This window comes from Stenotrophomonas maltophilia group sp. RY12688 (assembly GCF_052149045.1).
Lineage (GTDB): Bacteria > Pseudomonadota > Gammaproteobacteria > Xanthomonadales > Xanthomonadaceae > Stenotrophomonas > Stenotrophomonas sepilia.
Window position 1 is genome coordinate 3,498,731 of sequence record NZ_CP197389.1, and the last position, 26,376, is coordinate 3,525,106.

At 67.1% G+C, this 26,376-nt stretch carries 26 protein-coding genes; 11 read left to right on the forward strand and 15 right to left on the reverse strand.

Features of this window, described 5'->3' with window-relative positions; all coding sequences use genetic code 11:
- Positions 1-78 precede the first annotated feature (78 nt).
- The gene (locus ACS0OT_RS16285; RefSeq protein ID WP_005419007.1) at positions 79-924 is read left to right on the forward strand and encodes a SirB1 family protein; all 846 of its coding nucleotides are present in this window, start codon (positions 79-81) and stop codon (positions 922-924) included.
- Positions 925-961: 37 nt separating this feature from the next.
- On the opposite strand, the gene ACS0OT_RS16290 is transcribed toward ACS0OT_RS16285, so the two are convergent.
- Positions 962-1,189 carry a rubredoxin gene (locus ACS0OT_RS16290; protein WP_080375060.1) on the reverse strand — a complete coding sequence of 76 codons (228 nt, stop codon included), beginning with the start codon at positions 1,187-1,189 and terminating at the stop codon, positions 962-964.
- Positions 1,190-1,223: 34 nt separating this feature from the next.
- On the opposite strand from ACS0OT_RS16290, the gene thiE reads away from it, so the two are divergent.
- Positions 1,224-1,850, forward strand: coding sequence for a thiamine phosphate synthase (gene thiE, locus ACS0OT_RS16295; RefSeq protein WP_053497472.1), 627 nt, complete (start codon positions 1,224-1,226; stop codon positions 1,848-1,850).
- Between the two features lie 16 nt (positions 1,851-1,866).
- The gene (hemL, locus tag ACS0OT_RS16300) at positions 1,867-3,156 is read left to right on the forward strand and encodes a glutamate-1-semialdehyde 2,1-aminomutase (RefSeq protein WP_065178366.1); all 1,290 of its coding nucleotides are present in this window, start codon (positions 1,867-1,869) and stop codon (positions 3,154-3,156) included.
- Between the two features lie 101 nt (positions 3,157-3,257).
- On the opposite strand, the gene azu is transcribed toward hemL, so the two are convergent.
- Complete coding sequence (gene azu, locus ACS0OT_RS16305; RefSeq protein WP_139727611.1) at positions 3,258-3,707, reverse strand: azurin; 450 nt, start codon at positions 3,705-3,707, stop codon at positions 3,258-3,260.
- 123 nt (positions 3,708-3,830) lie between these two features.
- Between azu and ACS0OT_RS16310 the strand changes: the two genes are divergently transcribed.
- Positions 3,831-4,433 carry an HAD-IA family hydrolase gene (locus ACS0OT_RS16310; RefSeq protein WP_005419017.1) on the forward strand — a complete coding sequence of 201 codons (603 nt, stop codon included), beginning with the start codon at positions 3,831-3,833 and terminating at the stop codon, positions 4,431-4,433.
- Positions 4,434-4,486: 53 nt separating this feature from the next.
- On the opposite strand, the gene ACS0OT_RS16315 is transcribed toward ACS0OT_RS16310, so the two are convergent.
- Positions 4,487-5,713, reverse strand: a complete 1,227-nt coding sequence (locus tag ACS0OT_RS16315; RefSeq protein ID WP_053497478.1) for an acetylornithine transaminase — start codon at positions 5,711-5,713, stop codon at positions 4,487-4,489.
- A gap of 63 nt (positions 5,714-5,776) precedes the next feature.
- Here ACS0OT_RS16315 and ACS0OT_RS16320 point away from each other — a divergent pair, with 63 nt between their 5' ends.
- Positions 5,777-6,649: an ion transporter gene (locus ACS0OT_RS16320; protein ID WP_065185336.1), complete on the forward strand. Its 873-nt coding sequence runs from the start codon at positions 5,777-5,779 to the stop codon at positions 6,647-6,649.
- 61 nt (positions 6,650-6,710) lie between these two features.
- On the opposite strand, the gene ACS0OT_RS16325 is transcribed toward ACS0OT_RS16320, so the two are convergent.
- The 3 genes from ACS0OT_RS16325 to ACS0OT_RS16335 form a co-directional block, all read right to left on the reverse strand.
- Positions 6,711-7,661: a YiiG family protein gene (locus ACS0OT_RS16325; RefSeq protein ID WP_065185337.1), complete on the reverse strand. Its 951-nt coding sequence runs from the start codon at positions 7,659-7,661 to the stop codon at positions 6,711-6,713.
- A gap of 159 nt (positions 7,662-7,820) precedes the next feature.
- Complete coding sequence (locus tag ACS0OT_RS16330; RefSeq protein ID WP_329953835.1) at positions 7,821-8,813, reverse strand: YiiG family protein; 993 nt, start codon at positions 8,811-8,813, stop codon at positions 7,821-7,823.
- A gap of 93 nt (positions 8,814-8,906) precedes the next feature.
- Positions 8,907-9,725, reverse strand: a complete 819-nt coding sequence (locus ACS0OT_RS16335; RefSeq protein WP_065178370.1) for an SDR family oxidoreductase — start codon at positions 9,723-9,725, stop codon at positions 8,907-8,909.
- Between the two features lie 108 nt (positions 9,726-9,833).
- Here ACS0OT_RS16335 and ACS0OT_RS16340 point away from each other — a divergent pair, with 108 nt between their 5' ends.
- Positions 9,834-10,517, forward strand: coding sequence for a hypothetical protein (locus ACS0OT_RS16340; protein ID WP_065185339.1), 684 nt, complete (start codon positions 9,834-9,836; stop codon positions 10,515-10,517).
- A gap of 55 nt (positions 10,518-10,572) precedes the next feature.
- Here ACS0OT_RS16340 and ACS0OT_RS16345 read toward each other — a convergent pair whose 3' ends face one another.
- Together ACS0OT_RS16345 and ACS0OT_RS16350 are read right to left on the reverse strand one after the other, a co-directional pair.
- On the reverse strand, positions 10,573-11,079 hold the full coding sequence (locus ACS0OT_RS16345; RefSeq protein ID WP_065178362.1) for a DUF2867 domain-containing protein: 507 nt from the start codon (positions 11,077-11,079) through the stop codon (positions 10,573-10,575).
- Positions 11,076-11,738, reverse strand: coding sequence for a serine/threonine-protein kinase (locus ACS0OT_RS16350; RefSeq protein WP_065178361.1), 663 nt, complete (start codon positions 11,736-11,738; stop codon positions 11,076-11,078). The genes ACS0OT_RS16345 and ACS0OT_RS16350 overlap by 4 nt, the downstream gene beginning before the upstream one ends.
- An 85-nt stretch (positions 11,739-11,823) precedes the next feature.
- On the opposite strand from ACS0OT_RS16350, the gene ACS0OT_RS16355 reads away from it, so the two are divergent.
- Positions 11,824-13,821 carry a bifunctional DedA family/phosphatase PAP2 family protein gene (locus tag ACS0OT_RS16355; protein ID WP_065178360.1) on the forward strand — a complete coding sequence of 666 codons (1,998 nt, stop codon included), beginning with the start codon at positions 11,824-11,826 and terminating at the stop codon, positions 13,819-13,821.
- A gap of 122 nt (positions 13,822-13,943) precedes the next feature.
- On the opposite strand, the gene ACS0OT_RS16360 is transcribed toward ACS0OT_RS16355, so the two are convergent.
- From ACS0OT_RS16360 to ACS0OT_RS16370, 3 genes are all read right to left on the reverse strand, one after another.
- Positions 13,944-14,522 (reverse strand): LON peptidase substrate-binding domain-containing protein, encoded by a 579-nt coding sequence (locus ACS0OT_RS16360; protein WP_005419042.1) that lies wholly within the window; start codon positions 14,520-14,522, stop codon positions 13,944-13,946.
- Positions 14,519-15,883: a UDP-N-acetylmuramate:L-alanyl-gamma-D-glutamyl-meso-diaminopimelate ligase gene (gene mpl, locus ACS0OT_RS16365; protein ID WP_005419043.1), complete on the reverse strand. Its 1,365-nt coding sequence runs from the start codon at positions 15,881-15,883 to the stop codon at positions 14,519-14,521. The genes ACS0OT_RS16360 and mpl overlap by 4 nt, the downstream gene beginning before the upstream one ends.
- 328 nt (positions 15,884-16,211) lie before the next feature.
- On the reverse strand, positions 16,212-16,775 hold the full coding sequence (locus tag ACS0OT_RS16370; protein WP_005419045.1) for an adenylate kinase: 564 nt from the start codon (positions 16,773-16,775) through the stop codon (positions 16,212-16,214).
- Between the two features lie 136 nt (positions 16,776-16,911).
- Here ACS0OT_RS16370 and ACS0OT_RS16375 point away from each other — a divergent pair, with 136 nt between their 5' ends.
- On the forward strand, positions 16,912-18,168 hold the full coding sequence (locus ACS0OT_RS16375; protein ID WP_005419049.1) for a 6-phosphofructokinase: 1,257 nt from the start codon (positions 16,912-16,914) through the stop codon (positions 18,166-18,168).
- A 117-nt stretch (positions 18,169-18,285) separates the two neighbouring features.
- The gene (locus ACS0OT_RS16380; protein WP_005419050.1) at positions 18,286-18,675 is read left to right on the forward strand and encodes a DUF488 domain-containing protein; all 390 of its coding nucleotides are present in this window, start codon (positions 18,286-18,288) and stop codon (positions 18,673-18,675) included.
- Positions 18,676-18,727: 52 nt separating this feature from the next.
- Here ACS0OT_RS16380 and ACS0OT_RS16385 read toward each other — a convergent pair whose 3' ends face one another.
- Positions 18,728-19,231: a hypothetical protein gene (locus tag ACS0OT_RS16385; RefSeq protein ID WP_061480501.1), complete on the reverse strand. Its 504-nt coding sequence runs from the start codon at positions 19,229-19,231 to the stop codon at positions 18,728-18,730.
- A 308-nt stretch (positions 19,232-19,539) separates the two neighbouring features.
- Here ACS0OT_RS16385 and ACS0OT_RS16390 point away from each other — a divergent pair, with 308 nt between their 5' ends.
- Complete coding sequence (locus tag ACS0OT_RS16390) at positions 19,540-21,567, forward strand: sodium-translocating pyrophosphatase (protein WP_065185342.1); 2,028 nt, start codon at positions 19,540-19,542, stop codon at positions 21,565-21,567.
- Positions 21,568-21,686: 119 nt separating this feature from the next.
- On the opposite strand, the gene ACS0OT_RS16395 is transcribed toward ACS0OT_RS16390, so the two are convergent.
- Entirely contained in the window at positions 21,687-22,130 is a 444-nt protein-coding gene (locus ACS0OT_RS16395) for a YbaN family protein (RefSeq protein ID WP_065185343.1), read from the reverse strand.
- Positions 22,131-22,161: 31 nt separating this feature from the next.
- Positions 22,162-22,749 (reverse strand): biliverdin-producing heme oxygenase, encoded by a 588-nt coding sequence (locus tag ACS0OT_RS16400; RefSeq protein WP_065178357.1) that lies wholly within the window; start codon positions 22,747-22,749, stop codon positions 22,162-22,164.
- Between the two features lie 107 nt (positions 22,750-22,856).
- On the opposite strand from ACS0OT_RS16400, the gene ACS0OT_RS16405 reads away from it, so the two are divergent.
- Positions 22,857-23,114 carry a DUF2789 domain-containing protein gene (locus ACS0OT_RS16405; protein WP_164093374.1) on the forward strand — a complete coding sequence of 86 codons (258 nt, stop codon included), beginning with the start codon at positions 22,857-22,859 and terminating at the stop codon, positions 23,112-23,114.
- A gap of 98 nt (positions 23,115-23,212) precedes the next feature.
- Here ACS0OT_RS16405 and ACS0OT_RS16410 read toward each other — a convergent pair whose 3' ends face one another.
- Positions 23,213-26,131 carry a TonB-dependent receptor domain-containing protein gene (locus ACS0OT_RS16410; RefSeq protein ID WP_442255898.1) on the reverse strand — a complete coding sequence of 973 codons (2,919 nt, stop codon included), beginning with the start codon at positions 26,129-26,131 and terminating at the stop codon, positions 23,213-23,215.
- Between the last annotated feature and the right edge of the window lie 245 nt (positions 26,132-26,376).

The window sequence follows — 26,376 nt, forward strand, 5'->3', positions numbered from 1 at the left end:
AAGCGAAAGGGATCTGACCCCTGAATTTTTCACGCGACACCGCTTGAAACCGCCTGCGAATGACGCCAGTCTGTGGCCATGCAGGACCGGATCACACTCCCCGACTGGGATGCCTTGGCCGACCTCGAAGACGAGGCGCTGCCACTGTTGCCGACCGCGCTGCTGATCGCGCGCGATGAATACCCCGATCTGCAGCCGTCCACCTACGACGCGCTGATCCAGAGCCATGTCGAGCACCTCCGCTCGGAAGTGGAGAGCATCGACAACAGCCCGCTGAAGATGGCGGCGATCAACCGCCACCTGTTCGACGAGCTGGGCTACAGCGGCGACCACGACGAGTACTACGACCCGCGCAACAGCTACCTCAACCAGGTATTCGAGCGCCGCCTGGGCAACCCGATCTCGCTGGCGCTGGTGCAGATGGAAGTCGCGCGCCGGCTGGGTATTCCGCTCGATGGCGTGTCCTTCCCCGGCCACTTCCTGGTGCGCCTGCCGGTGGACGACGGCGTGCTGGTGATGGACCCGTTCAACGGCGGCCGGCCGCTGGACGTGGACGAACTGCGCGAGCGGGCCAAGTCACACCTGGGCGGGCAGATGCCCGACGACCAGGTGCTGGCGCAGATCCTCGACCCGGCACCCGCGCGCGCGATCCTGATGCGCATGCTGCGCAACCTGCACGGCGTGTATGCCGAAGCCGGCGAGTGGGACCGCGCCGCGCGCAGTGCCGACCGCCTGCTGAAGCTGGCCCCGGAGCAGGACGATGCGCTGCGCGACCGCGGCCTGGCCTACCTGCAGCTGGAGTACCTGGCCGGTGCCCGCCACGATCTGGGCCAGTACCTGAAGCGCAACCCGGAAGCCAGCGACGCGCAGTGGCTGCGCGAGAAGCTGATCGACCTCGGCGGGCCGATGCCGCGGCTGCATTGAGGGAGTCGGTGTGTGGACCGACAGTCCACGCCTGCCTTCATCCATCGACCTCGACCATCTCGAAATCGGCCTTGGTCACCCCGCAATCCGGGCAGGTCCAGGTCTCGGGAATGTCCTCCCAGCGCGTCCCTGGCGCGATGCCTTCCTCCGGCAAGCCTTCTGCTTCGCTGTACAGGAAGCCGCAGACCACGCACATCCAGGTGCGCAAGGTGGTGGGGGTGGCATCGCTCATCGGATAATCAGGACTGGATTCACGGGCCGCCATTGTCCCATCGCGGTCCACTCACCGGTAGCCATCGATGACTTCTGCTTCCCCGGCGCCCCGCGGCGTCTACCTGATCACCCCGGACGAGCCCGATACCGCACGCCTGCTGGCCCGTACCGCGCCGCTGCTGGCCGCGGGCGCCACCTGGCTGCAGTACCGCAACAAGACCGCAAGCGACGCGCTGCGGCGGGAGCAGGCCACCGCGCTGCAGGCACTGTGCGCAGACCACGGCGTACCGCTGATCGTCAACGACGACCCGGCGCTGGCCAAGGCCGTGGGCGCGGCGGGCGTGCACCTGGGCGGCACCGACGGCGACATCCCCAGCGCGCGCGCCCTGCTCGGCCCCGAGGCCATCATCGGCGCCTCCTGCTATGACCAGCTGGCCAATGCCGAGAGGGCCGTGGCCGCCGGCGCCAGCTACGTGGCCTTCGGCGCGTTCTTCCCGACCACCACCAAGATCACCACCAGCCGCGCCCATACCGACCTGCTGCGGCAAAGCGCCGCACTGGGCGTGCCGCGGGTGGCGATCGGTGGCCTGACGCCGGACAATGTCGGTCCCATCATCGACGCCGGCGCCGATCTGGTCGCCGTGGTCAGCAGCGTGTTCGCCGCCGAAGACCCGGTCGCGACCCAGCGCGCCTACCTCGCCCAGTTCGCGTAATGCCCAGGAAAGCCCCATGAACCACGACCAGTCCCACGCCCTGTTCTCCCGCGCCCAGCAGCTGTTGCCGGGCGGCGTCAATTCGCCGGTGCGCGCGTTCAAGTCGGTCGGCGGCGAGCCGTTCTTCGTTGAACGCGCCGACGGTGCCTACCTGTACGACGTCGATGGCAACCGCTACATCGACTACGTCGGCTCCTGGGGCCCGATGATCGTCGGCCACAACCATCCGGCGGTACGCCAGGCGGTGAAGAAGGCGATCGACAACGGCCTGTCGTTCGGCGCGCCATGCGCGGCCGAAGTCACCATGGCCGAGACCATCACCCGCCTGGTGCCGTCGTGCGAGATGGTGCGCATGGTCAACTCCGGCACCGAGGCCACCCTGTCGGCGATCCGGCTGGCGCGTGGCGCCACCGGCCGCAACCGCATCGTCAAGTTCGAAGGCTGCTACCACGGCCACGGCGACTCGTTCCTGGTCAAGGCCGGCAGCGGCATGTTGACCCTGGGCGTGCCGACCTCGCCGGGCGTCCCGGCCGGGCTGAGCGAACTGACCCTGACCCTGCCCTACAACGACTTCGAAGCGGCCACTGCGCTGTTCGAGCAGCAGGGCGATGACATCGCCGGCCTGATCATCGAACCGGTGGTCGGCAACGCCAACTGCATCCCGCCGCGCGAGGGCTACCTGCAGCACCTGCGCGAACTGTGCACGAAACACGGCGCGCTGCTGATCTTCGACGAAGTGATGACCGGCTTCCGCGTTGCCCTCGGCGGTGCGCAGGGGCACTACGGCATCACCCCGGACCTGACCACCTTCGGCAAGATCATCGGCGGCGGCATGCCGGTGGGCGCCTACGGCGGTCGCCGCGAGCTCATGCAGCAGATCGCCCCGGCCGGCCCGATCTACCAGGCCGGCACGCTGAGCGGCAACCCGGTGGCGATGGCCGCTGGCCTGGCGATGCTGGAGCTGATCCAGCAGCCGGGCTTCCACGCCGACCTGGCCGAGCGCACCGCACGCCTGTGCGCCGGCCTGGAAGCGGCCGCCGCCGAAGCCGGCGTGGCGGTGACCACCACCCGCGTGGGCGCGATGTTCGGGCTGTTCTTCACCGATGAGAAGGTGGAGACCTATGCGCAGGCCACCGCCTGTGACATCCCAGCGTTCAACCGCTTCTTCCACGCGATGCTGGAGCAGGGCGTGTTCCTGGCGCCGTCGGCGTACGAGGCCGGTTTCCTGTCCAGCGCGCACGACGATGCCGTGATCGAGGCCACCCTCGCCGCCGCACGCGTAGCATTCAAGGCCGCCAAGGGCTGAGACACCCTCTGGTAGGTGCCAACCTTGGTTGGCACAAAAAGGGGACGGAGGGGATTGAGTCGTTTATGCACAAACGACTCAATCCCCTCCGTCCCCTTTTTTCAACCGAAGACGAACTTGCCCTTCATCATCGCGAAGTGGCCGGGGAACGAGCAGAAGAAGGTGTAGTCGCCGCCCTTCTGCAGGCCTTGGGTGGAAAAGCGCACGCGCGTGATCTCGCCACCACCAATTACTTTGGTGTGCGCCAGCACGCGCTTGTCAGCCTTCGGCAGGTAGCTGTCGGCCAGTGTCATGCGCATGCCTGCCAGTGCCACCGGCTGGTAATCGGCAGTGCGGGTCAGCACCCAGTTATGGCCCATCGCGGTAGCGGCCAGCTTGCCGGTGTGGCGCAGGGTCAGGTCCACGGCAGTGCAGTCGGCGGCAAGCTTGATCTCGCGAGTGCTGAAGCTCATCTGGTCGGTGCTGTCGATGTTCACTGCACACACCCGCGCCATCGCCGACGGCGCCAGCATCAGCGCGCCCAGTCCCACTGCCACCCACCAAGCCTTCATCGTTGCCTCTCCTGCGGATTCAAGCGCCATTCTAGGCAGGCCCCTGCGGCCGCGTCTGCGACCGTCTGTCGCATGCCCACTCCAGGGTTTCCCGCGCACTCACTGCAATGGCATGCTCGACCGATGCGGATCGACCTGTTGCTGCTGGATGTGGATGGCGTGCTGGTGCAGTACCAGCGCGCGCAGCGCGTGCTGCACCTGGCGCAGGTACTGGATGTTACCCCTGCCGCAGTGCAGGCGGCGCTGTTCGACAGCGGACTGGAAGCGGCGCATGACAACGGCACGCTGCAGGGTCCGGCCTATCTGGCGCGGCTGGGGGAGTGCCTGGGCAGGACCGTCGATGTACCCAGCTGGATCGCCGCACGCCAGGCGGCCAGCCATCCGCAGCACGCGGTGCTGCAGCGGCTGCAGGTCCTGCAGCTGCCACTGGCGGTACTGACCAACAATGGCGCGCTGATGGTGCAGGCGCTGCCCATCCTGCTGCCGGAACTGTTCCCTGCGCTGCAGGGACGCGTGTTCTGCAGCGCCGATTTCGGCCTGCGCAAACCCGCACCGGAGGTCTTCCTGCGCACGCTTGAGGCCCTCGGCGTGGCGCCTTCGCGCACGCTGTTCGTCGATGACCTGTTCGCCAATGTGCGCGGCGCACGCGCCGCCGGCCTGCACGCGGAAACCGTGCGCGATGGCCGTGGATTGGGCAAGGTGTTGAAGCGTTACGCGGTGGGCTGATCGGGGTCAGAGCCCTCTCCGCAGGAGAGGGATCCGACCCCAGCGCCGGGGCCTCAGCGCGCGGCGATGAACGCAGCAATCGCTGCGCGCAGGCGCTTGAGGCCTTCGGCCACTTCTTCGTCGGTGATGTTCAGCGACGGCACGAAGCGCAACACGTCCGGGCCGGCCTGCAGGGTCAGCAGGCCGTGCTCGGCGGCATGGTCGAGGATCGCCCCGGCCTGGCCGGCAAAGTCCTTGCCCAGCACCGCGCCCAGCATCAGGCCGCGGCCACGCACGTCGCTGAACACACCGAACTCGTCGTTGATGCGGGCAAAGCCATCGCGCAGCGCCTTCGACTGGCGGCTGACATTGGCGGCGATCTCCGCCGAGGCCAGCTTGCGCAGTGCCACGCGGGCCACCGCAGCGGCCAGCGGGTTGCCGCCGAAGGTGGTGCCGTGCGCGCCGAACTGCATGGTCTCGGCCACCTTCGGGCCGGCCAGCATCGCGCCGATCGGGAAGCCGCCACCGAGTGCCTTGGCCAGGGTGACCATGTCCGGCACCACATCATCCTGCCAGTGCGCGAACAGCGTGCCGGTACGGCCCATGCCGGCCTGGATCTCGTCCAGCACCAGCAGTGCGTTGTGCTGGTCGCACAGTTCACGCACGCGCTTGAGGAAACCGGACTTGGCCGGCATCACGCCGCCCTCGCCCTGGATCGGCTCCAGCATCACCGCCGCCACGTCGCCGGCGGCCATCGCGGTTTCCAGCTGCACCTCATCGTTGAAATCGATGTAGCGGAAGCCGCCAGGCAGCGGCTCGTAGCCTTCCTGGTACTTCGGCTGGGCGGTAGCGGTCACCGCGCCCATCGTGCGGCCGTGGAAGCTGCCACGGAAGGTGATGATGACGCGCTTGTCGGCCGGGCGGCCCTGGCTGGAGGCCCACTTGCGGACCATCTTGATCGCCACTTCGTTGGCTTCGGCGCCGGAGTTGCACAGGAACACCCGCTCGGCGAAGCGACTGGCCTTCACCAGTTCCTCGGCCAGGTGCAGCGGCGGTGCGCTGTAGAACACGTTGCTGGTGTGCCAGAGCTTGCCGGCCTGCTCGACCAGCGCGGCCACCAGGTCCGGATCGTTGTGGCCCAGGCCGCACACGGCGATGCCGGCAGCCAGGTCGATGAACTCACGGCCCTGGCTGTCCCATACGCGGGCGCCCTGGCCTCGCTCCAGTACCACCTGGCGGGGCTTGTAGACCGGCAGGTAATAGTGCGAAAGGGAGATCAGCGGATCGGTCGCGGCGGTCATGGCAGTCGGCGGGGTTCAGGAACGCCCATTCTCGCGCCGGAACCCCTGCGGCACAATGCGCCCATGCGACCGTTTTCCGCCCCCCAGCTCAACCCCGCCACCGAGACCGGCTGGCGCCGTCGGTGGTTCGACATCATCTACCGCCATGACACCCGCCCTTCGCGCAATTTCGACCTGATCCTGGTGGTGGCGATCGTCGCCAGCATCCTGGTGGTGATGATCGACAGCGTGCAGCACCTGCATGCCGAATGGTCCACCGGCCTGTACATCCTGGAATGGGGATTCACGATCATCTTCACCGCCGAGTACCTGCTGCGGCTGGCGGTGGTCAAGCGCCCGCTGCGGTATGCAGTGAGCATCTGGGGCATCATCGACCTGCTGTCGATCCTGCCCGCCTACCTGTCGATGTTCATCCCCGGCGCGCAGAGCCTGCTGGTGGTGCGCGCGCTGCGCATCCTGCGGGTGTTCCGCATCCTGAAGCTGACCCGCTACATCGAGGAAAGCGGCGTCCTGATGACGTCGCTGTGGCGCAGCCGGCGCAAGGTGCTGGTGTTCCTGTTCACGGTGATCACCATCACCATCATCGCCGGTGCGCTGATGTACGTGATCGAGGGCCCCGACCACGGTTTCACCAACATCCCGGCCAGCATGTACTGGGCGGTGGTGACCATGGCCACGGTCGGCTTCGGCGATATCGTGCCGCAGACCGTGCTCGGCCGCTTCGTCACCTCGGTGCTGATCCTGATCGGCTACAGCATCATCGCCGTGCCCACCGGCATCTACACCGCCGAACTGGCCAGCACCATGCGTGAAGCCGAGCAGGCCGCGCGCCGCGATGCGCGTGGCTGCCCGGAGTGTGGGCTGGAAGGCCACGAGCCGGATGCACGGTATTGCCGCAAGTGCGGCGGTCAGCTACCGGATCCGTTCAACCATTGAGGCGCATGCCGGCCAGCGGCCGGCACTACCCTTGGCGCTTATGCATGGATGCGCGCGCTGCTCATCGCAGGCGGTTGCTGGTGGAGACCAGATCGTTGTAGGCGTCCAGCAGAGTGGATTGCGCACCTTCCGGCGCCGAGGTGTCCCAGCTACCGGAGGCCTTGCGCTCGGCAGCCAGCCCTTCGGCGGTGATCGGCTTGCCCTGCTGCAGACGCTCCACGCCGCGCCCGGCGGTGCGTACCAGCTTGTCCGCTGAACGCTGCACGTGGCCCCACATCGGGTCGTCCTTGCCCACCCCGGAGTTCTGGATTTCCGTCACCAGCGCCTGGTAATCGGCCAGCTGTACGCGCAACGCCGCCAGATCCGGTGCGTCGCCCTGGAAGGCCATGGCCAGCTGCTTGCCATCGCCCAGCAGGCGCAGATGGTAGTAGGCCAGCGAACGGCCTTCGCTCTCCTCGATCTGCTTCAGCTGTGCCGCGCGACGATCGTTCTCGTTCTTCTCCAGTGCCGCATCCAGTGCCTCGCTGGCCTTGAAGAACCCGGCATAGGCCTGCATCAACGGCGCGTGCTGGCTGCGCAGGCCTTCACCACCATCGCGGCGATAGTCCTCACGGGTGAAGTAGCCGTCGGCGCGTTCGATCAGCGCGTACAGCGACTGGAAGGCCTGCTGGTAGTCACGCGCCGGTGCATCCAGCGCGGTAGACGGGTTCTTTGCCAGCGCATCGGTCAGCGCCTGGCCGCAGTACTCCACGCGGTGCGACAGCACCTTGCCCGGTGAGCGCGGCTGCGTTTCCTTGCCGGTCGGACCGGCTTCGGGATCCTTCATCCAGCCGGTGTAGGTCTGGAAGCCTTCGTGGATGGGTTGTTCAACGCCGTTGTAGCACTCGATGTAGGCGTTGACCTTCTCCAGGCCGGGATCGGCCGCCGCCGGCCCCGGCACTTTGTCGCAACCGGCCGTACCGACCAGCGTGCCGAGCAGAAGAAGGGGAAGCAGGCGTACAGAAGCGTTCAAATCGATTCCTTGCAGAAAGAGGCGGTAGATATCCTCGCGCATGACGCAAGCACCCGCATCGGCGGCCTCGCAAAGGCCCTGCCGTTCGGAAGTGTGCGATGCGATGCGTCGCAATCGACCTGTTCGATTGCGACACAAATGACACGATGGACGCTGCGATTACTGGCGGTTGCTCTGGAAAACCAGCGAGTTGTATTCCTGCATCAGCTTGCTGGCAGAGCCGCGCGGCGCCATCGAGGGCGAATCCAGCATACGCCGTTCGAAATCGCTGTAGGGCGTCTTGCTGCTGACCCGGTGCAGCCGCTCCTTGCCTTCCCGACGGAAGTTCTCGGCTTCGCGCTCGAAGCTGTTCCAGTCCAGCTTGCCCGGCTCCTGGTCAGCCACCTTCGCATGCGCTTCGTCGGAAATGCGGTTGAACGCATCCAGACGCTCGCGGGCCTTGGCCTGATCGAAATCATCCTCGCTCATCAGATCCATGATGGCCTTGGCTTCCAGCATCATCGCCAGGCGGTAGTACTCTCGCGTGCGACCCTCGGCCTGCTCCAGTGCCTTGAGCTGCTCGCGCTGGGCGGCGTCGTTCTGGCGCTCCAGCTCGGCATTGAACGTTTCGCTGGCAGCCACGAAATCCTTGAAGGCGACCATCAGGGGCGCGTGCAGCTGCTTGCCCTTGGCGAACTGGTCGTCTTCGTAGTCCTGGCGACCGTAGTAGTCGTGCGCGTCCTTGCTGATCGGCACCAGTGCCTTCAGCGCCTGCTGGTAGTGGCCAGCAGCAGCATCGAGTTCGGCCAGCACTGGCTTGGCAGCCATCGCCTCGGTCACGGGGGCATCGCACTGCTTCATGTCGTAATCGCTGATCTCGAACGGACCGTACACCTGTGTCTCGCGACCGGTCGGGCCGGCGGCGACATCCTTGATCCAGCGCGTATAGGACTCGATGCTGCCGTGGGTCTTCGAATCAAGCGCGTTGAAGCAGCCGATGTAGGCGTTGAGCTTGGCGGTCAACTGCTGCTGCGGGTCGGACGGCGCCGCGCTGGCGTCCGGCGTGCCGGAGGCAGCGGCGCCGCCCGCAGCGGCGGGTGCCTTGCCACCGCAGGCGACGAGGATCAACGACAGCGAAGCGACCAGCGCCGCGACCGAAAGAGTGCGTGACATGTGCTCACATCCCTGTTGAAAACGATTACAGCCGCGCATTCTAGCGCAGCAGGCCGAAGGTCGCAGCCCTCGGCCTCTTCCGGCGACGCGCGATCAATCCAGGAACAGATCCGGCAGCAACGGACGCGATGGATCCACTGCGTAGCCCGAAAGATCGGTGATACCCGCCTGCGCCAGCACGTCATCGTCGATCAGGAACTGGCCATGGAAGCCCGCCGCTTCGCGCACCAGCACCGCATGCGCGGCATCAGCCATGATCTGCGGCGTGCGGCAGCCGGCCGCATCCACGCCAGGGATCATGTTGATCGCATCGGTGGCGATCACCGTGCGCGGCCACAGCGCGTTCACCGCCACACCCTGCGGGCCGAATTCCGCGGCCAGGCCGAGCGTGACGAAGCTCATGCCCATCTTCGCCAGCGTGTAGCCGGTATGCGCGCCCCACCACTTCGGTTCCAGGCTCGGCGGCGGTGCCAGGGTCAGGATGTGCGGGTTCGGCGCCTGCAGCAGGTACGGCAGGCAGGCCTGCGCACACAGGAAGCTGCCACGCGAATTGACCTGCTGCATCAGGTCGAAGCGTTTCATCGGCGTATCCAGCGTGCCACGCAGCCAGATCGCGCTGGCGTTGTTGATCAGGATGTCGATGCCCCCAAAGGTGTCGACCGTGGCCGCAACCGCGGCCTGCACCTGCTCTTCCTCGCGGATATCGCACTTCAGCGCCAGCCCTTGGCCACCGGCGGCGGTAACGGCCTCGGCCGCGCTGTGGATGGTACCTGGCAGCTTCGGGTTCGGCACCGCCGACTTGGCCGCAATGGCCACGTTCGCCCCGTCACGCGCAGCGCGCAGTGCGATGGCCAGGCCGATGCCACGCGAGGCACCCGTGATGAAAAGCGTTTTGCCCTGCAGACTGCCCACGTTCCACACTCCAGCGTATGCAATGAGCCGCTAGTATGCCGCGCCGACGTGGAGTTCACCCGGCCTTGACGATACTGGCGCCTCCAGTCAACGCACGAGGTCCACGCCATGCGCCGTTCCCGCCTGTTGCTGCCTGCCCTGGGGCTTGCCCTGCTGACCGCCTGCCAGGGCCGTTCGCCGGAACCCGGCAAGGAACCGTCGGCCGGTGACACGCCCAGCGCGGAGAAAGCCGCCGCAGACGGCAAGCTGCGCTGGAGCGAGGCAGTGGTGTGGGATGGCGACCTCAACGCCTGCCGCCAGGGCGGGAATTCAGCCACGCGTGAGTGCCTGCGCGATGCGATGCGCGCTGGTGGCGCAAGCGCCGATGCCATTGCTGCCGCCGAACAGTTGTCCACCGGCGGCGAGCTGGCCTACGTGACGGCCTGGCACGAGAACGAAGGCCTGGGCATTGCCACGGTCGAGTATCCGTTCCGCGCCAACACCAACGAGGGCACCCGCCTGGTCGACGCCACCGGCAAGCGCATCGATGTGGATGCCGTGCAGCTGGACGACACCCTGCGTGCCGACCCCGCCGTGCAGGCCCTGCTGAAGGACCACCCGCAGGCCACGCCGTTCGCACCGGCGCAGTCGGGCGGGGCCACGCCGCTGGAGAACGGCGGCATCCGCCTGCTGTACCGCACGCCGCTGCGTGACTGCCACGCCTGCCCGGATGTAGGCCAGCTGCAGATCGCCTACGACTTCGACGCCAAGCGCAACTTCATCGGCCAGCAGGTAGTGCCGGCAACGCCGTAAGGTCGCCGGCACTACATCAAGGCCGTCAGCGGGCGCATCCACGCATCGCGTGGATCTACCGGTACGCCTGCGCCTGCTTCCTCAGCAGATGCGGCACGATCAGCTGATGCACCGGCGCAACCGGCAGCATGTATACGCGCCCGAACGCGTTGTGCGTATGCACCACGGTCGCCACTTCCAGTACGTCGCCCTGCCACTGCAGGGCCAGCTGCACACGCAGGTGGCGGTCGTCGTCTTCCAGCACGATGGCATCGTCACTGAGCGACTGCAGGGTGAAGATGCCCAGTCGCTGCCCGGGTTGAGGATCCGCAACATCCTGCACCGCGCGCAACGAGCCCAGGTGCTTCATGCCGAGCAGGCGCATGCCGCGATTGCGCAGCGCCATCAGCCCATCGAACCAGCCGGGAATGGTCGCGGCCATATCGCGATAGGCCTGCAAGGCCGAGCGCCCATCACGATGGGTTGTTGCCTGGCAGGCGTGCACGAAGTCGGCACCGGCCAGCTGTGGGCGCAGGACGCTGCCCGCACTCGGTGGGCCGGTCACTACCTGCAGTGGACTCACGGCTTGGGCCCCTGCCCCTCGTTGTCTTCCCAATGCAGGATGCGACGGGTAACGAAGCGGTAGACCGGCTTGCCCGTGGCGAACCACAGTTCGCGCACCCACGAGGTGCGCTTGAGCACGCGCTTTTCCACTGGGGTGAGCGACCCACGGCAGTACATGCGCTTGTGCTTGAGCAGGTGGCGCAGGTCCTCGCGGGCCAGCAGGCGCATCCAGCGCGAGCGCGGGTTGCCGATCACTGCCAGCTGGAAGTCGATCAATGCCGGGCGGCCGTCTTCGGTCACCAGCCAGTTGGCTTCCTTGGCCAGGTCGTTGTGGGCCACGCCGCGCCGATGCAGCTGCTGCAGCAGCCGACGCGCGGCGCGGAACCAGGCCAGGTCGCCACGCGGTGGGCGCTGGTACATGGCGTCGCCGGCCATGAAACTGCGGTCGAGATGATGCCCATTCCACGCCAGCAGCTGCGGCACGTCGGCCATGCCATGGATATGGCGCAGCGCGCGCGCTTCGCGGCGGGCCAGCCACCAGGCCGGCAGGCGCAACCACAGCGGCGTGGCGCCCAGGTCACGGCGTACGAAGGGGCCGGCAGGCCCTTCCACACGGAGGATGCGACCGAAGCTGTCGGCCTTCAAAGCATGTGGTGGCGTGTCTGGCGTATGCGGCATGGGCCCATTCTAGGCGATGGCGCCGGTTGCAAACGGTCACCAAGCGGCTGGGAACCAGTCACCTTCACGCCCCTATAATCGGGCAATGGACTCTTCATGGATCGACGCCACGCTTGCGTGGATTGCCGCTCACCCCGTGCTGGCGGGTGCCGTTATCTTCCTCATCGCCTTCTGCGATGCGGTGATCATTCTCGGCGCCATCGTGCCGGCGCTGCCGCTGCTGTTTGCGGTGGGCGTGTTCATCGGCCTGGGCCAGATCTCCGGACCTTACGCGGTGGCGGCGGCCGCACTGGGCGCATTCGCCGGCGATGGCATCAGTTACTGGATCGGGCGCCGCTGGGGCGACCGCCTGCGTGGCGTGTGGCCGTTCAGCCGTTACCCGCAGCTGCTCGACCGCGGCGAAAACCTGTTCCGCCGCAACGCGTTCAAGAGCATTCTGGTGGCACGCTACGTCGGCGCGATCCGGCCGTTCGTGCCGGCCATCGCGGGCATGATGAAGATGCCAGCCAGCCGCTATGTACAGGCCAGTGGTATCGCCAGCATTTCATGGGCGGTGCTGTTCCTGGCCCCCGGCTGGATTCTTGGCGAGGCCTATGACGCGGTGGCCGCAGTAGCCGGTCGGCTGGTGGTGGTGGTCGGCCTGCTGGCGGTGATCCTTGGCTTGGTCTGGGCCCTCGTGCTGTACGGCTACCGCTGGTCGGCCGCGCGCATGGACAACTGGCTGGCACGCCTGCTCGACTGGTCCAACCGCCATCCGACGCTGGGCCGCTACACCGTCGGCGTGCTGGATCCGAAGCGGCGCGAGTCGGTGCCGCTGGCGATGCTGGCGCTGATGCTGCTGGTGCTGGGCTGGGGCTGGTTCGCGCTGCTGACCGTGGTGGTCGCGCATGGCGAGCCACTGGCGATCGACCTGCTGGTACACCAGGCAATGCTGGCCCTGCGCAACCCGCTGGCCGATTACCCGATGGCCGCGCTGGCGTCGCTGGGTGCCTGGCAGGTGCTGCTGCCGGCCACTGCGGCGGCGATGGGCTACCTGGTCTGGCGCCGGCGCTGGATGGCGGCCGCGCACTGGCTGGCCGCGCTGGCCTTCGGCCTGGCGCTGACCATGCTGCTCGGCGCTACCGTCGATGTTGTGCGCCCGGTCGACGCCAGCAGCGGCTTCGGCTTCCCGTCGGTGTCGGTGACGATGGCCACCATCACCTTCGGCTTCTTCGCGGTGCTGATCGCCCGCGAGATGCCCGGCCGTACCCGCGTCTGGCCGTACCTGGTGTCGGGCATCGTGGTCAGCCTGATCGGTTTCTCGCGCCTGTACCTGGGCGCGCATTGGCTGAGCGATGTGATCGGCGGCATGCTGTTCGGCACCTTCTGGCTGCTGGTGCTGGGCATCGCCTACCGCCGCCGCTTCAACCGCTCGTTCTGGGTGAAGCCGGTGGCATGGCTGTTCTACGGCGTCTTCGCCGTCGCCGCGATGTGGTACGCACCGCGCAACATCCCGGTGAAGCTGGAACGCTTCGAGCCGACCTTGCCGGCCCCGCAGGCAATGGACACGCAGGCCTGGTGGCAGCACGACTGGGCGACACTGCCGGCGCGCCGCAACGAGTTCGATGACGACCAGCGCTGGCCGCTGGACGTACAGGTGGCCGGTCCGCTGGCACCGCTGCAGGCGCAACTGGAAGCGCGCGGCTGGAAGCGGCAGGAGCAGGCTGGCTGGCAGCAGGCGCTGCTGATGCTGGACAAGAACACCGGCGCCGATGAACTGCCGGTGCTGCCGGCGACGCTGGAAACCCGCGTGGAAGCGCTGTTGATGGTACGCCCGGGTACACACCGTGATGAGCGCTACGTACTGCGCCTGTGGCCGGCCCCTGCGCAGTTGCAGCCGGGCAACACGCCGCTGTGGCTGGGCAGTGCACAGACCCTGCGCTACGAACGCCATTTCGAGTGGATCGGCATGTGGCATCCGCTGCGTGGCGTCGACCCGGCATTGAATGCCGTAAAGGACGCCGTGCAGGACCTGCCGCAGCGCGAGGACGTGCACAGCGAAACCGGGTTGCCGGTGCTGCGGTTGAAGACCACCACGCCCTGACCAGTACCGGTCGCGATCACCCAGTGTAGAGCCGAGCCCATGCTCGGCTGCTCTTCGCGGGATCCATCAAGCCGAGCATGGGCTCGGCTCTACAGCAGATCCACGCCCTACATGGATGGCTTCTACGGCATCCAGCCCAGCAGCTGCTGCAACCGCTGGTGCGGATCGTCCATCTGCAGCAGCTGAAGGCGCTGCTGCTCGCTCAGCGGCAGCAGCTCGGCCAGCCGCCAGCCGACCCAGCTGGCCTGGTCCAGCAGCGCCGGATTGGCCGGCGCATAGGCCTCGCCGGCCTGCTCGATGATGTGCCCCAGCACCGTGGCCAGCAGTGCATGCTGCGGCCGCAGTTCGTCATCGGGGTCTTCCTCGCACCAGCGCACGTCAGCCACCACCAGGCCGTTGTCGCGCACGCGGGTGCGCTCGACATGGAAGCGACGGGTACCGCGCAGGCGCAGCTGCAGCACGCCGTCGGCGCCGACATCGAAGTCTTCGATGCGTACCTGCACGCCAAAGGCGGCCGGTGTCGCCGGTGCGCCGACCTCCTCGCCCTCGAGGATCAGGCAGACGCCAAATCCCTCACCACTGCGGCCGCTGTCGCGGACCAGGTCCAGATAGCGCCGCTCGAACACGCGCAGGCCTACCGCTGCACCCGGTACCAGCGCGGTGTGCAGCGGGAACAGCGGCAGCGAGCCGTCGCCGCTCATCGGGCCTGCAGCGCGGCGAGGAAGCGGCGCGGGGCACCGTCGAAGCCACCGTTGGACATGAATACCACGTGGTCGCCGCTGCGCGCGCTGGCCTGCAGCTGCGCCAGCAATGCGTCGGTATCGGGCACCGCGTGGGCTTCGCCACGCACCGCGGCGATCACCGCCGCAGCATCCCAGGCCAGTTCCGGGCGATGCAGGAACACCACTTCATCGGCCAGCGCCAGCGAGGGAGCCAGCGCCTGCGCATGTGCGCCCAGCCGCATCGAGTTGCTGCGCGGCTCCATCGCGACCACGATGCGCGCATCACCCACCTTGGAACGCAGGCCCTCCAGCGTGGTGGCGATCGCAGTCGGATGGTGGGCGAAATCGTCGTAGACGGTGATGCCGTCATGGCTGCCGATCACTTCCATGCGGCGCTTGACGCTGCGGAAGCGTGCCAGCGCCGGAATAACCTGGGCAGGTGCCACGCCCACTGCATGCGCGGCGGCCAGCGCGGCCAATCCATTGAGCACGTTGTGGCGGCCCAGCAGCGACCACTGCACATCACCCAGCGCCTGCCCACGATGGTGCACGCGGAAGGCGCTGCCATCAGCGGCCAGCAGCTCGGCATGCCATTCCAGCGACGGATCGAATCCAAAGCGCTCGACCGGGGTCCAGCAGCCCATCGCCAGCACTTCGGCAAGGTACTGATCCTCGCCGTTGACGATCAGCCGCCCACGTGCGGGTACGGTACGCACCAGATGGTGGAACTGGCGCTGGATCGCGGCCACGTCCGGGAAGATGTCGGCGTGGTCGTACTCAAGGTTGTTGAGGATGGCCACCAGCGGCCGGTAGTGCACGAACTTGCTGCGCTTGTCGAAGAAGGCCGTGTCGTACTCATCGGCTTCGACCACGAACTCGCGCCCCTGGCCCAGGCGGGCGGAGACACCGAAATCCTCGGCGACACCGCCGATCAGGAAGCCCGGCGAGCGCCCTGCACTTTCCAGCAGCCAGGTGAGGATGGTGGTGGTGGTGGTCTTGCCGTGGGTACCGGCCACGGCAAGCGTGTCGCGGCCCGGCAGCACCTGCTCGGACAGCCACTGCGCGCCGGAGATATAGCGCTGGCCGGCATCGAGCACGGCTTCCACGGCGGCATTGCCGCGCGACAGCGCGTTGCCGATCACCACCTCGTCGGTACCGGCCGGCACGCTGTCGGCACGGTAGCCCTGGTCCAGTGTGATGCCCAGCTGTTCGAGCTGGGTCGACATCGGCGGGTAGATGGCCTGGTCGCTGCCGCTGACGGAATGCCCAAGTTCCCGCGCCAGGGCGGCCACGCCGCCCATGAAGGTGCCGGCAATTGCAAGGATATGTACGCTGCTCATGACCGAGGATTGTGACCGATGACGGCTGTATAGGGCCAATGTCCGCTATCGGGTAAGACAACCCCTACACGGGATGTGAGAAAACTCCAATCAGCTGTCAGGGAATTCCCGATAGCGATGTTCTGTGAACCCGGACACAATTCGAACTGCCAGCCGCAGTACCCGAACCGGTCCTACTCCCCAAGAGGCCATCCCCAAGGGAGCTCATGCTGCGGGGCCCTGAGCAAGCCCTTCGCTGGCGCCTATCAAACGACACAGGCCTGATCCTCGCGGACCAGGCCTGTGTTTTTTGCGCCCGAAGGACCGGACGCATGCCGGCCCCGCCGGATCAGGCCTTGATCGCTGCCAGGATGCGGGCTTCGATCTCGTCCAGCTCACCGACGCCATCGACGCGGGCCAGGGTGCCACGGCCGGCGTAGAAATCGACCACCGGGGCGGTCTGGTCGTTGTAGACCTGCAGGCGCTGGCGCACCGCTTCCGGGTTGTCATCGGCGCGGCCCTGCTCCTTGGCGCGGCCGGCGATGCGGTCCACCAGCAGCTCGGTGGGCACATCCAGCTGCACCACCGCGTCCAGCGGCTGGCCGATCTTGGCCAGCAGGCCATCCATCGCATTGGCCTGGGCCACATTGCGCGGGTAGCCATCGAGGATGAAGCCCTTGGCGACATCAGCCTGGGTCAGGCGCGACTCCAGCATGCCCAGCAGGATGTCGTCCGACACCAGGTTGCCGGCATCCATCACCGTCTTGGCCTGCTTGCCCAGCTCCGTGCCGGCGGCGATTTCCGCGCGCAGCATGTCACCGGTCGAAATGTGGGCGATCCCCAGCTTTTCCTTCAGGCGCGTCGCCTGTGTCCCCTTGCCCGAACCGGGCGGTCCCAACAGAACCAATCGCATTGACCTGACTCCAACGTGTTGAAAACAAAGAAGGTTCGCGTCCCGGACGGTCCGGTATCGCTGCACCGCAATAGCGCCACTTTACCGCATCCGGGTAATGTCCCTGCAATGTCCCCTCCCCCGAGCAGGTAGAAGCATGCGCAACGGTACTCTCCTTTATGCCCAGTCCGGCGGTGTCACCGCCGTCATCAATGCCACGGCGGCAGCGGTGATCGAGCAGGCCCGGGCCAAGGGCATCAAGGTCCTGGCGGCCCGCAACGGCATCCTCGGCGCGCTGCGCGAGGAGCTGATCGACACCAGCAGGGAGAGTGCCGCCGCGATCCGCGCCCTCGCCCATACCCCGGGCGGCGCCTTCGGATCGTGCCGGGTCAAGCTGAAATCGCTGGATGCCGACCGCGCCCGCTATGACCGCCTGCTGGAGGTGCTGCAGGCCCACGACGTGCGCTGGTTCCTCTACAACGGCGGCAACGACTCGGCCGACACCGCACTGAAGGTCTCGCAGCTGGCCAAGGCCTCCGGCTACGACCTGACCTGTATCGGCGTGCCCAAGACCATCGACAACGACCTTGCCGTTACCGATACCTGCCCCGGCTTCGGGTCAGCGGCCAAGTACACCGCGGTCTCGGTGCGCGAAGCAGCACTGGACGTGGCGGCGATGGCCGAAACGTCCACCCGTGTCTTCATCTACGAAGCGATGGGCCGCCACGCCGGCTGGCTGGCCGCCGCCGCCGGGCTGGCCGGCAACGGTGATGACGAAGCGCCGCACATCATCCTGCTGCCCGAGCGCGCCTACGACGAGGCCACATTCCTGGCCAAGGTGAAAGCCGTGGTCGAGCGCGTCGGCTACTGCGTGGTGGTGGCGTCGGAAGGCATTGCAACCGCCGATGGCCGCTTCGTTGCCGATGCCGGCGGTGGCAAGGACTCGTTCGGTCATTCGCAGCTCGGCGGCGTGGCGGCGCACCTGGCCGGCCGGGTCAAGGATCAGCTGGGCCTGAAGGTGCACTGGGCACTGCCCGATTACCTGCAGCGCTCGGCCCGCCACCTGGCCAGCAGGACCGACTGGGAGCAGGCGCAGGCGGTGGGCAAGGCCGCGGTGCAGCTGGCACTGAAGGGCCAGAATGGCGTGATGCCGGTGATCGTGCGCAGCAGCGATGCGCCCTATCGCTGGAAGATCGAAGCGGCGCCGCTGTCGAAGATCGCCAACCACGAGAAGAAGATGCCGGCTGGTTTCATCCGCCGCGATGGCTTCGGCATCACGGCCAGGGCGCGCGCCTACCTGTCACCATTGATCAAGGGCGAAGCACCGCTTCCCTATGGCACCGATGGCCTGCCGAAGTACGTCACCCTGAAGAACGTAGCGGTGAAGCAGAAACTGCCGGCCTTCGAAGGCTGACCTGAAAAAGGGAACGGAGGGGATTAAGTCGCATACGCCCCTCTGTCATCTCCAACAGCATCAGCAGTGGGTCGGATACGACTTAATTCCCTCCGTCCCCTTTTCATGGAGATCATCATGGCACTGCGTGTTGTCCGACTCGGTACGCCGCGCCAACCCGGCGAGGGACTGCGCATCGGCACCGTTCGGCGCCCACCGCGCGGCGTGCCGCGCAGCGAGTTCGCCCGACAGGACTGGTACGACGTCTGGTTTCCTACGCTGTCACCCAGCGCGGAGCTGGTGAAGCGGGCACATGAGGCAACGACGGCGGCCGATTGGACCGCCTTCTTCCGCCATTACAAGGCCGAGATGAAGGCGCCCGATGCCGCCCACGCGCTGGACCTTCTGGCCGCGATGTCGCAACACAGCGACATCAGCGTGGGCTGCTACTGCGAGGATGAAGCGCACTGCCACCGCAGGGCATTGCGCGAGCTGCTGGTGGCGCGCGGGGCAATGCTGGCGGATTGATCAGCCGGATGTCGGCCGTGGATGACGGCACGGGTGCACCACCCACGCGACTTCAATTGCAGGCCTTGCCTTCCATCTGCAGCTGCGCGGCGAACATCGTCACCTGCGGAATCTGGCCGGCAGCGGCCTGCTTCTTCGCCTCCTCCAGGTAAATGCGCGATTGGCCCTGCCCGTCCAGCTCTACCTTGTGGCTCGACGGCAGGCGCCACACCCGCACCACCGCCTGCTGCGCCGGGCACGCGGCGTTGGGCACGCGGATCACATCATTGAGCTTCCAGCCCTTGTCGGCACTCGGCTGCGCCTTGGTGTAATCGACGAAGCGCGCGCGTGGCTGGCATTGCTCGCTGGTCCGGACGGCGGAGAAGCGATATGGCGCGGCGGCATCACCGGTGAACGCACCTTCCAGCCGCGCGCAGGCCTCGGGGATCTGCCGCAGCGTATGCACCGCGCCCACCGCCTGCGGCGCACCGACCGCACGCTGCAGTTCCGGCGTTTCCGCAGCGAAGGCCGGTGCGGCCGGGACCAGGGCGGCAAGCATCAACAGGGACAGGCGCATGGGGAATCTCCTACGGGGCTGTGCGCAGGCTTGCAGAGGCTGCCTTAACGGGGTGCAAAGGCCGTTGGCTCGCGAATCATGCCCAGGGCCCGACGGCATGCGCCGCGGCTCCGAGGAGCCGGTCGAGCATGGCTCGACTCTACAAGTGGCGGCACGCATACTGCGGGCACCAGGGAATGCTGAACACCGCCATACGTCGGACGACCGCCAAGGTCGGTACGGGTTGGTTCCAGGCTGCAGCCCGTCGTCCCCCTCGTGGTGCCGTTCATCGCCACTGGATGCCTACATCCATTCTGCGGAGGGGTCTAATGCTGGAACGTCACGGGCTGTCACTGGCGCTGGGCTGCGCCATTCTCGCGATCCTGTTCGGAATCGTCTCGGCGCGCTGGATCCTGCGCCAACCCACCGGCAATGCACGCATGATCGCGATCGCCACCGCGATCCAGGAAGGTGCGCGTGCCTATCTCAACCGCCAGTACCTGACCATCGGCATCGCCGGCGTGGTGCTGTTCGTGCTGGTCGGCATCTTCCTCAGCTGGTACACCGCGATTGGTTTTGCAGTCGGCGCGGTGCTGTCCGGCGCCGCCGGCTACATCGGCATGAACGTGTCGGTACGCGCCAACGTGCGTACCGCAGAGGCGGCGCGCAACGGCATCAGCGCGGCGATGGACGTCGCCTTCCGCGGCGGCGCGATCACCGGCATGCTGGTGGTCGGGCTGGGCCTGCTGGGCGTGGCCGGCTACTACGCACTGCTGCTGCGCATGGGCCTGCCGATGGAACAGGCGCTGCACGCGCTGGTCGGCCTGGCCTTCGGCTCCTCGCTGATCTCGATCTTCGCGCGCCTGGGCGGCGGCATCTTCACCAAGGGCGCCGACGTCGGTGCCGACCTGGTCGGCAAGGTCGAAGCCGGCATTCCCGAGGACGATCCGCGCAACCCGGCGGTGATCGCCGACAACGTCGGTGACAACGTCGGCGACTGCGCCGGCATGGCGGCCGACCTGTTCGAGACCTACGCGGTGACCGTCATCGCCACCATGCTGCTGGGCAGCCTGATGCTGGCCGAAGCCGGTGCCAACGCGGTGCTGTATCCGCTGGTACTGGGCGGCGTGTCGATCATCGCTTCGATCATCGGCGCGCTGTTCGTCAAGGTGAAGCCAGGCGGCTCGATCATGGGCGCGTTGTACAAGGGCGTGATCGTTTCCGGCGTGCTGGCCGCCATCGCCTTCTACCCGATCACCACCGGACTGATGTCCGACAACGTGCATGGACCGATGGCGCTGTATGGCTGCGCGCTGATCGGCCTGGTCCTGACCGGCCTGATCGTGTGGATCACCGAGTACTACACCGGCACCCAGTACAAGCCGGTGCAGCACGTGGCGCAGGCCTCGACCACCGGCCACGGCACCAACATCATCGCCGGACTCGGCATCTCGATGAAATCCACCGCGCTGCCGGTGGTGGCGGTGTGTGCGGCGATCTGGGGTGCGTTCGCGCTGGGCGGCCTGTACGGCATCGCCATTGCCGCAACCGCGATGCTGTCGATGGCAGGGATGATCGTCGCCCTCGATGCCTACGGCCCGATCACCGACAACGCCGGTGGCATCGCCGAAATGGCCGAGCTGCCTTCGGAGATCCGCGACATCACCGACCCGCTGGATGCGGTGGGCAACACCACCAAGGCCGTGACCAAGGGCTATGCGATCGGCTCGGCGGCGCTGGCGGCACTGGTGCTGTTCGCCGACTACACCCACAACCTGCAGGCAGCCAATCCCGGCCAGGAGTTCCGCTTCGATCTCAGCGACCACACGGTGATCATCGGCCTGTTGATCGGCGGCCTGATTCCCTACCTGTTCGGTGCGATGGCGATGGAAGCGGTCGGCCGCGCGGCGGGCGCAGTGGTGGAAGAAGTGCGCCGCCAGTTCCGCGAGATCCCCGGCATCATGCAGGGCACCGGCAAGCCGCAGTACGACAAGGCGGTGGACATGCTGACCCGCTCGGCGATCCGCGAAATGATCGTGCCCTCGCTGTTGCCGGTCGCCGTGCCGGTGGTGGTCGGCCTGCTGCTGGGGCCGCGCGCACTGGGCGGCCTGCTGATCGGCACGATCGTCACCGGCCTGTTCGTGGCCATCTCGATGACCACCGGCGGCGGCGCCTGGGACAACGCCAAGAAATACATCGAGGATGGCCACTTCGGTGGCAAGGGCAGCGAAGCGCACAAGGCTGCGGTGACCGGCGATACCGTCGGTGACCCGTACAAGGACACCGCCGGCCCGGCAATCAATCCGCTGATCAAGATCATCAACATCGTGGCGCTGCTGCTGGTGCCGCTGCTGTAGATCCACGCGACGCGTGGATGGCAGGCTCGACGGGGTCAGAACCCTTTCCGCAGGAAAGGGATCCGACCCCGATGGCGGTCACCGCCCGCGCAGGAAGAACCGCACGGGCACCATCACGTTCACCGGGTCGCCGGCCACCTCGGGCGGCGGCGGGCCGCGCGAGGATCGTTGGCGTCGTCCACTTCCACGACCGGATGGGGCTCCGGTCGCGGTGCCGGCCGGCTGAGCACGTAACCGGCGCTGGCGGCAAAGAACAGGCCCACGCCGAGCAACAGGCGCCACGACGGATGCGCGCCCCAGCAGAACAGGGCAAAGCCCGCCGCCATGCCTGCGCTGGCAAACGCCTTGCCCTTGCCCGACACGGCACCCTGCTCGCGCCACAGCCGCAGCGACGGGCCGTAGCGTGGATGCGCCAGCAGGCGCTGCTCGAACTTCGGCGAGCTGCGCGCGAAGCAGCCCACCGCGAGGATCAGGAAGATGGTGGTCGGCATGACTGGCAGCAATGCGCCGATCACCCCGAGGCCGACCATCAGCCAGCCCAGCGCGAACCAGAGCCAGCGCATCAGCGCTGCACCTGCGGGCGCGCGCCGCCCATCAGGCGAATTCCACTTCGACGTGGCGGTACACGCTGCGGAACGCAGCGTCGGCTGCATCGATCACCTGCTGGTCCTGCTCGGCACTCAGCGGCACCGCGTCCAGCACAGCGGTGAACTCGCGCCAGTGGCGCGCTGCGCCATCGGGATGGGCGGCCAAGTGGCGGGCGCCGAAATCACGGTGCAGGCCGAGCCTGGCCGCCATCTTGTACAGAAGGGTGCCACCGAGATTGGAGCCTTCGGCCACGTACAGCCAACCCAACGCAGTCGGCAGCGCGAGGTCCGAGGGCAGCGCGTCGATGTCCGCGCCAGGCAGGGCCTGCTCCAGGTCCTGCAGGTCGCGCGCGACCTGTGTCAGGCGCCGGCGCTCTCCAAGATCGGGCAGCAATTCGCCCAGGGCAGGGTTGGCATACAGCGCATCGATGCTGCGGTGGAAGCGATACTGCACGCGCAGGAAACGGGCGAAGTTGCTGCGGTCGGCGAAGATGTCACCGGCCATGATGCGCTTGTCCAGCGCAACGTGGCTGTCGCGGGTGGCGGCCTTGAGCCGCAGGCTGCGGCTGTCTTCGGGAGCGATGTGTGCGTTCATGGGGGAATGCCAGGAGGGTCGTCCTGCTGTAGACGTCTGCCACGGGGCTTTCCCCAAGGCCGTCTACACCGATAATGGGCCATCCCCTTGTCCACCCGGAACCGATGATGATCACCACCGAACCGCGCATGACCAACCTGTTCCTGCAGCTGGGCCTGGACGCCAGCGCCGAAGGCATCGCCCGCTTCATCCGCGAGCACCAGCTGGCCACCGACGTCGAAGTCGTCGAGGCGCCCTACTGGAACGATGCCCAGCGCCAGTTCCTGGCCGAGTCGCTGCAGGCCGATGCGGCATGGACCACCGTGGTGGACGAGCTGAACGAGTCGCTGCACGAAGATGCGGTGAAGGCTTCGAGTGGGCTGTAAGTGCCTGGCGGAAGGCACCGGGCATGGCCCGGCGCTACCGTTGTCTTTCCCGCTGGGGTCAGAGCCCTTTCCGCAGGAAAGGGATCCGACCCCGCAGATCAGTACGTCCAGGTCAACGCCAACCGCGCGGTGCGGCCCGGTGCCGGCATCACGCCCAGGGCCAGCGGGTCCAGGTAGTAACGGTCGGTCAGGTTGTCGACGCCGGCTTCCACCGACAGCTGGTCGTTGAAGCTCCAGCTGGCGAACAGGTCGACCAAGGTGTTCGGCCGGTACAGCTGCTGGATCGCCGACAGGCCCACGTTCCAGTCCTTGTCCAACTTGCTGATCGGGCCAGCGTTGCGGACCATGCGGGTGCCGAAGGTCAGGCGCTCGTCGAACAGGCGCGAGCCCAGGATCAGGTTGACTGTGTAGCGCGGCGGGTTCTGGGTGTTGGTGTACGAGCCCTCGAAGCCACCGTCCACGCAGTTGGGTGTATTGGCCACCTCGTCGTTCCCGCGCTGCGCACCATAGGCACGACGCTCGGCGGCGATGTCCGGCGCGCAGGTCTTGGCCTTGAGATAGTAATGCGCGGACAGGTCGGCGAAGACCTTGCCGCTGTCATAGCTGGACTGGAATTCCATGCCCGAGACCTTGAACTGATCGACGTTGCGGATCAGGCCGGCCGAAAGCGTGCGGTAGTCACGGGTGATCAGGTCGTCGATGCGGGTATCGAAGTACGCCAGCTTCAGCGCCAGGCGGTCGCCAGCGGTAAACAGGTCGTAGCGGAGGGTGCTGGCACCGATTTCCCAGCTGCGCGCGCGCTCCGGCTTCAGCTCACCGACCGGCTTGGCAGCGGTGAACAGGCCCAGCGTGGTCTCGAACAGGCTCGGCAGCTTGGTGCCTTCGGCGTACTTCACGTAGACCAGGGTGTCTTCGCTGAAACGGTAGGCCACGCTGGCGGTAGGCGAGAACGCGGTGTCGCGACGGCGGATCGGCTGCGACCAGCTCCAGCTGACCGGCACTTCCAGATCCTGCGGCTTGCCGGCGTCGTAGAAGTTCCAGCCGGCGATGTCGCCCACCGTACCCTTCTTGTACGGCGAGGCCAGCAGCGAGGCCTGGGTGAAGTTGCCGTTGGCATCCGGATACCAGTTCAGCAGCGCGATGCGCTTGGCGCGCCACGAGGGCAGTGCTGGGTTTCCGTTGAGCAGCTCGGTGTAGCGGTACTGGCCCTGCACCTCGTAGGCATCGGGCGTGGCCAGCCGGTTGCGGTCGTGCACGTCCACCCGGTTCCAGCGGCCACCGGCCAGCAGCTCCCAGTGTTCGTCGGGCTGCCACTTCAGCGAGGCCACGGCGCTGTATTCCTTGCGCTCGGCGTTGCGCAGGAAGCGGTTGTTGACCAGGTCGTCATGCTTGATCGGGCCCGAGCCGCCCGGGGCGATATCTTCGTCGCTGTAGGACAGGCCATAGTCGAGCGTGAACGCTCCGGCGCGGGTGCCGAACGTCGAGGTGTTGCTGGCATCCAGGTTGAAGCGCTTCTGCCGCAGCGGGTTCCGGTAGGCATCCTTGTAGCCGGGATCGCCACTGAAACTGGGCGCGTCGTACCACTCGGTGCGGCGATCGAAGTACCACGGCGTGATGCCGGTCAGGCTGTTGTACATCACGCTGTCGGTGTCGGTGTACGCTGCATTGACGCGCAGGTCGATCAGCTCGCTGTCCGGATCGAAGCGATAGCGCAGGGTGTAGCTGTCCATGTCGACGTGGCCCGGATCCCACTGCGGGATGCGGTCACGATCCACCCGGATGATCTGCGAGGCCATGATCTCGCCGGCGGTGCCTTCGTAACGGCGGTAACCGGCCTCCAGCGTCTGCGCGTCGTCGATGCGCCAGGTGCCCTTGAGCAGCGCCGACTTCGAACGCGAGGAGGTGTTGAACACTTCGGTGCGCGGCGGATTCAGCGGCGCCAGCGTGCGACGGGTCTGCGGGAAATCATCGTAGCCGTGCTTGCCGGAGAAGTAGTTGCCGTTGTCCCGGTACGCGTAGGCCGCAACCAGGTCGAAGCGGTCCCAGTGACCGGCACCGGCCACGTTGAAGAACTGGCTGCCGGTGGCGCTACGATCGGTGCGCGGCGTCGCACTGTAGGACGGCAGGTTGTTGGCACTGCCATTGGCCAGGCCACTGCGCACGCGCACGCCGAGGTCGCGCCCCTCGCGCAGCACGTCACCGATCTTCAGCGTCTCCATCTCGACCATACCGCCGATGCCACCGGAGGCATTGGCCTGCAGGCTCGGGCCCTTGGTGATGGTCAGGCTGGAGATCAGGTCGGGGTCGAGGTAGGTGCGCTGTGACTGGCCCGCATAGCCGCGGTAGGTGTCCATGCTGGACTGGCCACCGTCGATGATCACCGGTACGCGGCCTTGGCCCTGGATGCCACGGATGTTGACGTCGAAGCCATTGCCGACGCGCGGATCACCGGCGGTGACACCGGCCACACCCTTGACGATGTCACCGTTGGAGGTGCCGCGGAAGCGCTCCAGATGCGCGCGGTCGAGCGTGGTGGTCGAACCCACGCTGCGGTAGCTGTCGAGCAGGCGTGCTTCATCGTTGTTCGCACCGCTGTCGACGCGGTCGCCGGCCACACTCAGCGTGCCGGTGACGATCACACCGCTGTCGGCCCGCACCGGCGTTGCTGCCTCCAGAGTGACCGCATCGGCGCTGACCCGGCGCACCGCCACGCCACTGCCCTGCAGCAGGTGCTGCAACGCCTGGTTGGCCGACAGGCTGCCGCTGACCGCGTGGGAGGTTGCGCCGTGTGCCAGCGATGTGGGGTACACGACCTGCACGCCGGATTGGCGCATGTAGCTGCGCAGGGCCTCATCCAGCGGTTGTGCAGGAATTTCGAAGCGCAGTACAGCCGCGTGGTCGCTGCGGGCGCTCTGCGCCAGTGCGGGTGGCGTCGTGCTGGCCAGCCCGGCGGCAAGCAACGCAATGCATAGAGGGGACGGGCGCAGTACGCGGCCCGAGCGGTGGGAGTCGAACATGGAAGAACCTGTCAGGTAATCGGTGCCGCGAACGCGGCGTCATCCGCAACACGGGCGGACACGGCGACGTACGTGGCGACGGCGGGTACGTTCGCCGGGTAAGACGGCTGGGCGCGCGACAACCCCAAGAGCGATTTGCGGTCGCGGGGGATGCCGACGGGGCGCGGTGGGTGCCGACCGTTGGTCGGCCGGTGGTAGCGGTGGGTGCCGACCGATGGTCGGCACAGGGACGCTCATCCACGCGT

Coding starts and splice junctions, on each gene's coding strand:
- ACS0OT_RS16315 (WP_053497478.1), bottom strand. CDS start 5,713: ATGACCGCCGCGACCGATCCGCTGATCTCCCTTTCGCACTATTACCTG.
- ACS0OT_RS16330 (WP_329953835.1), bottom strand. CDS start 8,813: ATGTCACGCACTCTTTCGGTCGCGGCGCTGGTCGCTTCGCTGTCGTTG.
- ACS0OT_RS16290 (WP_080375060.1), bottom strand. CDS start 1,189: ATGGCGGCCCGTGAATCCAGTCCTGATTATCCGATGAGCGATGCCACC.
- ACS0OT_RS16385 (WP_061480501.1), bottom strand. CDS start 19,231: ATGCGCCTGTCCCTGTTGATGCTTGCCGCCCTGGTCCCGGCCGCACCG.
- ACS0OT_RS16410 (WP_442255898.1), bottom strand. CDS start 26,131: ATGTTCGACTCCCACCGCTCGGGCCGCGTACTGCGCCCGTCCCCTCTA.
- ACS0OT_RS16400 (WP_065178357.1), bottom strand. CDS start 22,749: ATGAACGCACACATCGCTCCCGAAGACAGCCGCAGCCTGCGGCTCAAG.
- ACS0OT_RS16375 (WP_005419049.1), top strand. CDS start 16,912: ATGCGCAACGGTACTCTCCTTTATGCCCAGTCCGGCGGTGTCACCGCC.
- ACS0OT_RS16395 (WP_065185343.1), bottom strand. CDS start 22,130: ATGCGCTGGCTCTGGTTCGCGCTGGGCTGGCTGATGGTCGGCCTCGGG.
- ACS0OT_RS16405 (WP_164093374.1), top strand. CDS start 22,857: ATGATCACCACCGAACCGCGCATGACCAACCTGTTCCTGCAGCTGGGC.
- mpl (WP_005419043.1), bottom strand. CDS start 15,883: ATGAGCAGCGTACATATCCTTGCAATTGCCGGCACCTTCATGGGCGGC.
- ACS0OT_RS16310 (WP_005419017.1), top strand. CDS start 3,831: ATGCGGATCGACCTGTTGCTGCTGGATGTGGATGGCGTGCTGGTGCAG.
- azu (WP_139727611.1), bottom strand. CDS start 3,707: ATGAAGGCTTGGTGGGTGGCAGTGGGACTGGGCGCGCTGATGCTGGCG.
- thiE (WP_053497472.1), top strand. CDS start 1,224: ATGACTTCTGCTTCCCCGGCGCCCCGCGGCGTCTACCTGATCACCCCG.
- ACS0OT_RS16370 (WP_005419045.1), bottom strand. CDS start 16,775: ATGCGATTGGTTCTGTTGGGACCGCCCGGTTCGGGCAAGGGGACACAG.
- ACS0OT_RS16355 (WP_065178360.1), top strand. CDS start 11,824: ATGGACTCTTCATGGATCGACGCCACGCTTGCGTGGATTGCCGCTCAC.
- ACS0OT_RS16285 (WP_005419007.1), top strand. CDS start 79: ATGCAGGACCGGATCACACTCCCCGACTGGGATGCCTTGGCCGACCTC.
- hemL (WP_065178366.1), top strand. CDS start 1,867: ATGAACCACGACCAGTCCCACGCCCTGTTCTCCCGCGCCCAGCAGCTG.
- ACS0OT_RS16380 (WP_005419050.1), top strand. CDS start 18,286: ATGGCACTGCGTGTTGTCCGACTCGGTACGCCGCGCCAACCCGGCGAG.
- ACS0OT_RS16360 (WP_005419042.1), bottom strand. CDS start 14,522: ATGAGCGGCGACGGCTCGCTGCCGCTGTTCCCGCTGCACACCGCGCTG.
- ACS0OT_RS16320 (WP_065185336.1), top strand. CDS start 5,777: ATGCGACCGTTTTCCGCCCCCCAGCTCAACCCCGCCACCGAGACCGGC.
- ACS0OT_RS16340 (WP_065185339.1), top strand. CDS start 9,834: ATGCGCCGTTCCCGCCTGTTGCTGCCTGCCCTGGGGCTTGCCCTGCTG.
- ACS0OT_RS16350 (WP_065178361.1), bottom strand. CDS start 11,738: ATGCCGCATACGCCAGACACGCCACCACATGCTTTGAAGGCCGACAGC.
- ACS0OT_RS16390 (WP_065185342.1), top strand. CDS start 19,540: ATGCTGGAACGTCACGGGCTGTCACTGGCGCTGGGCTGCGCCATTCTC.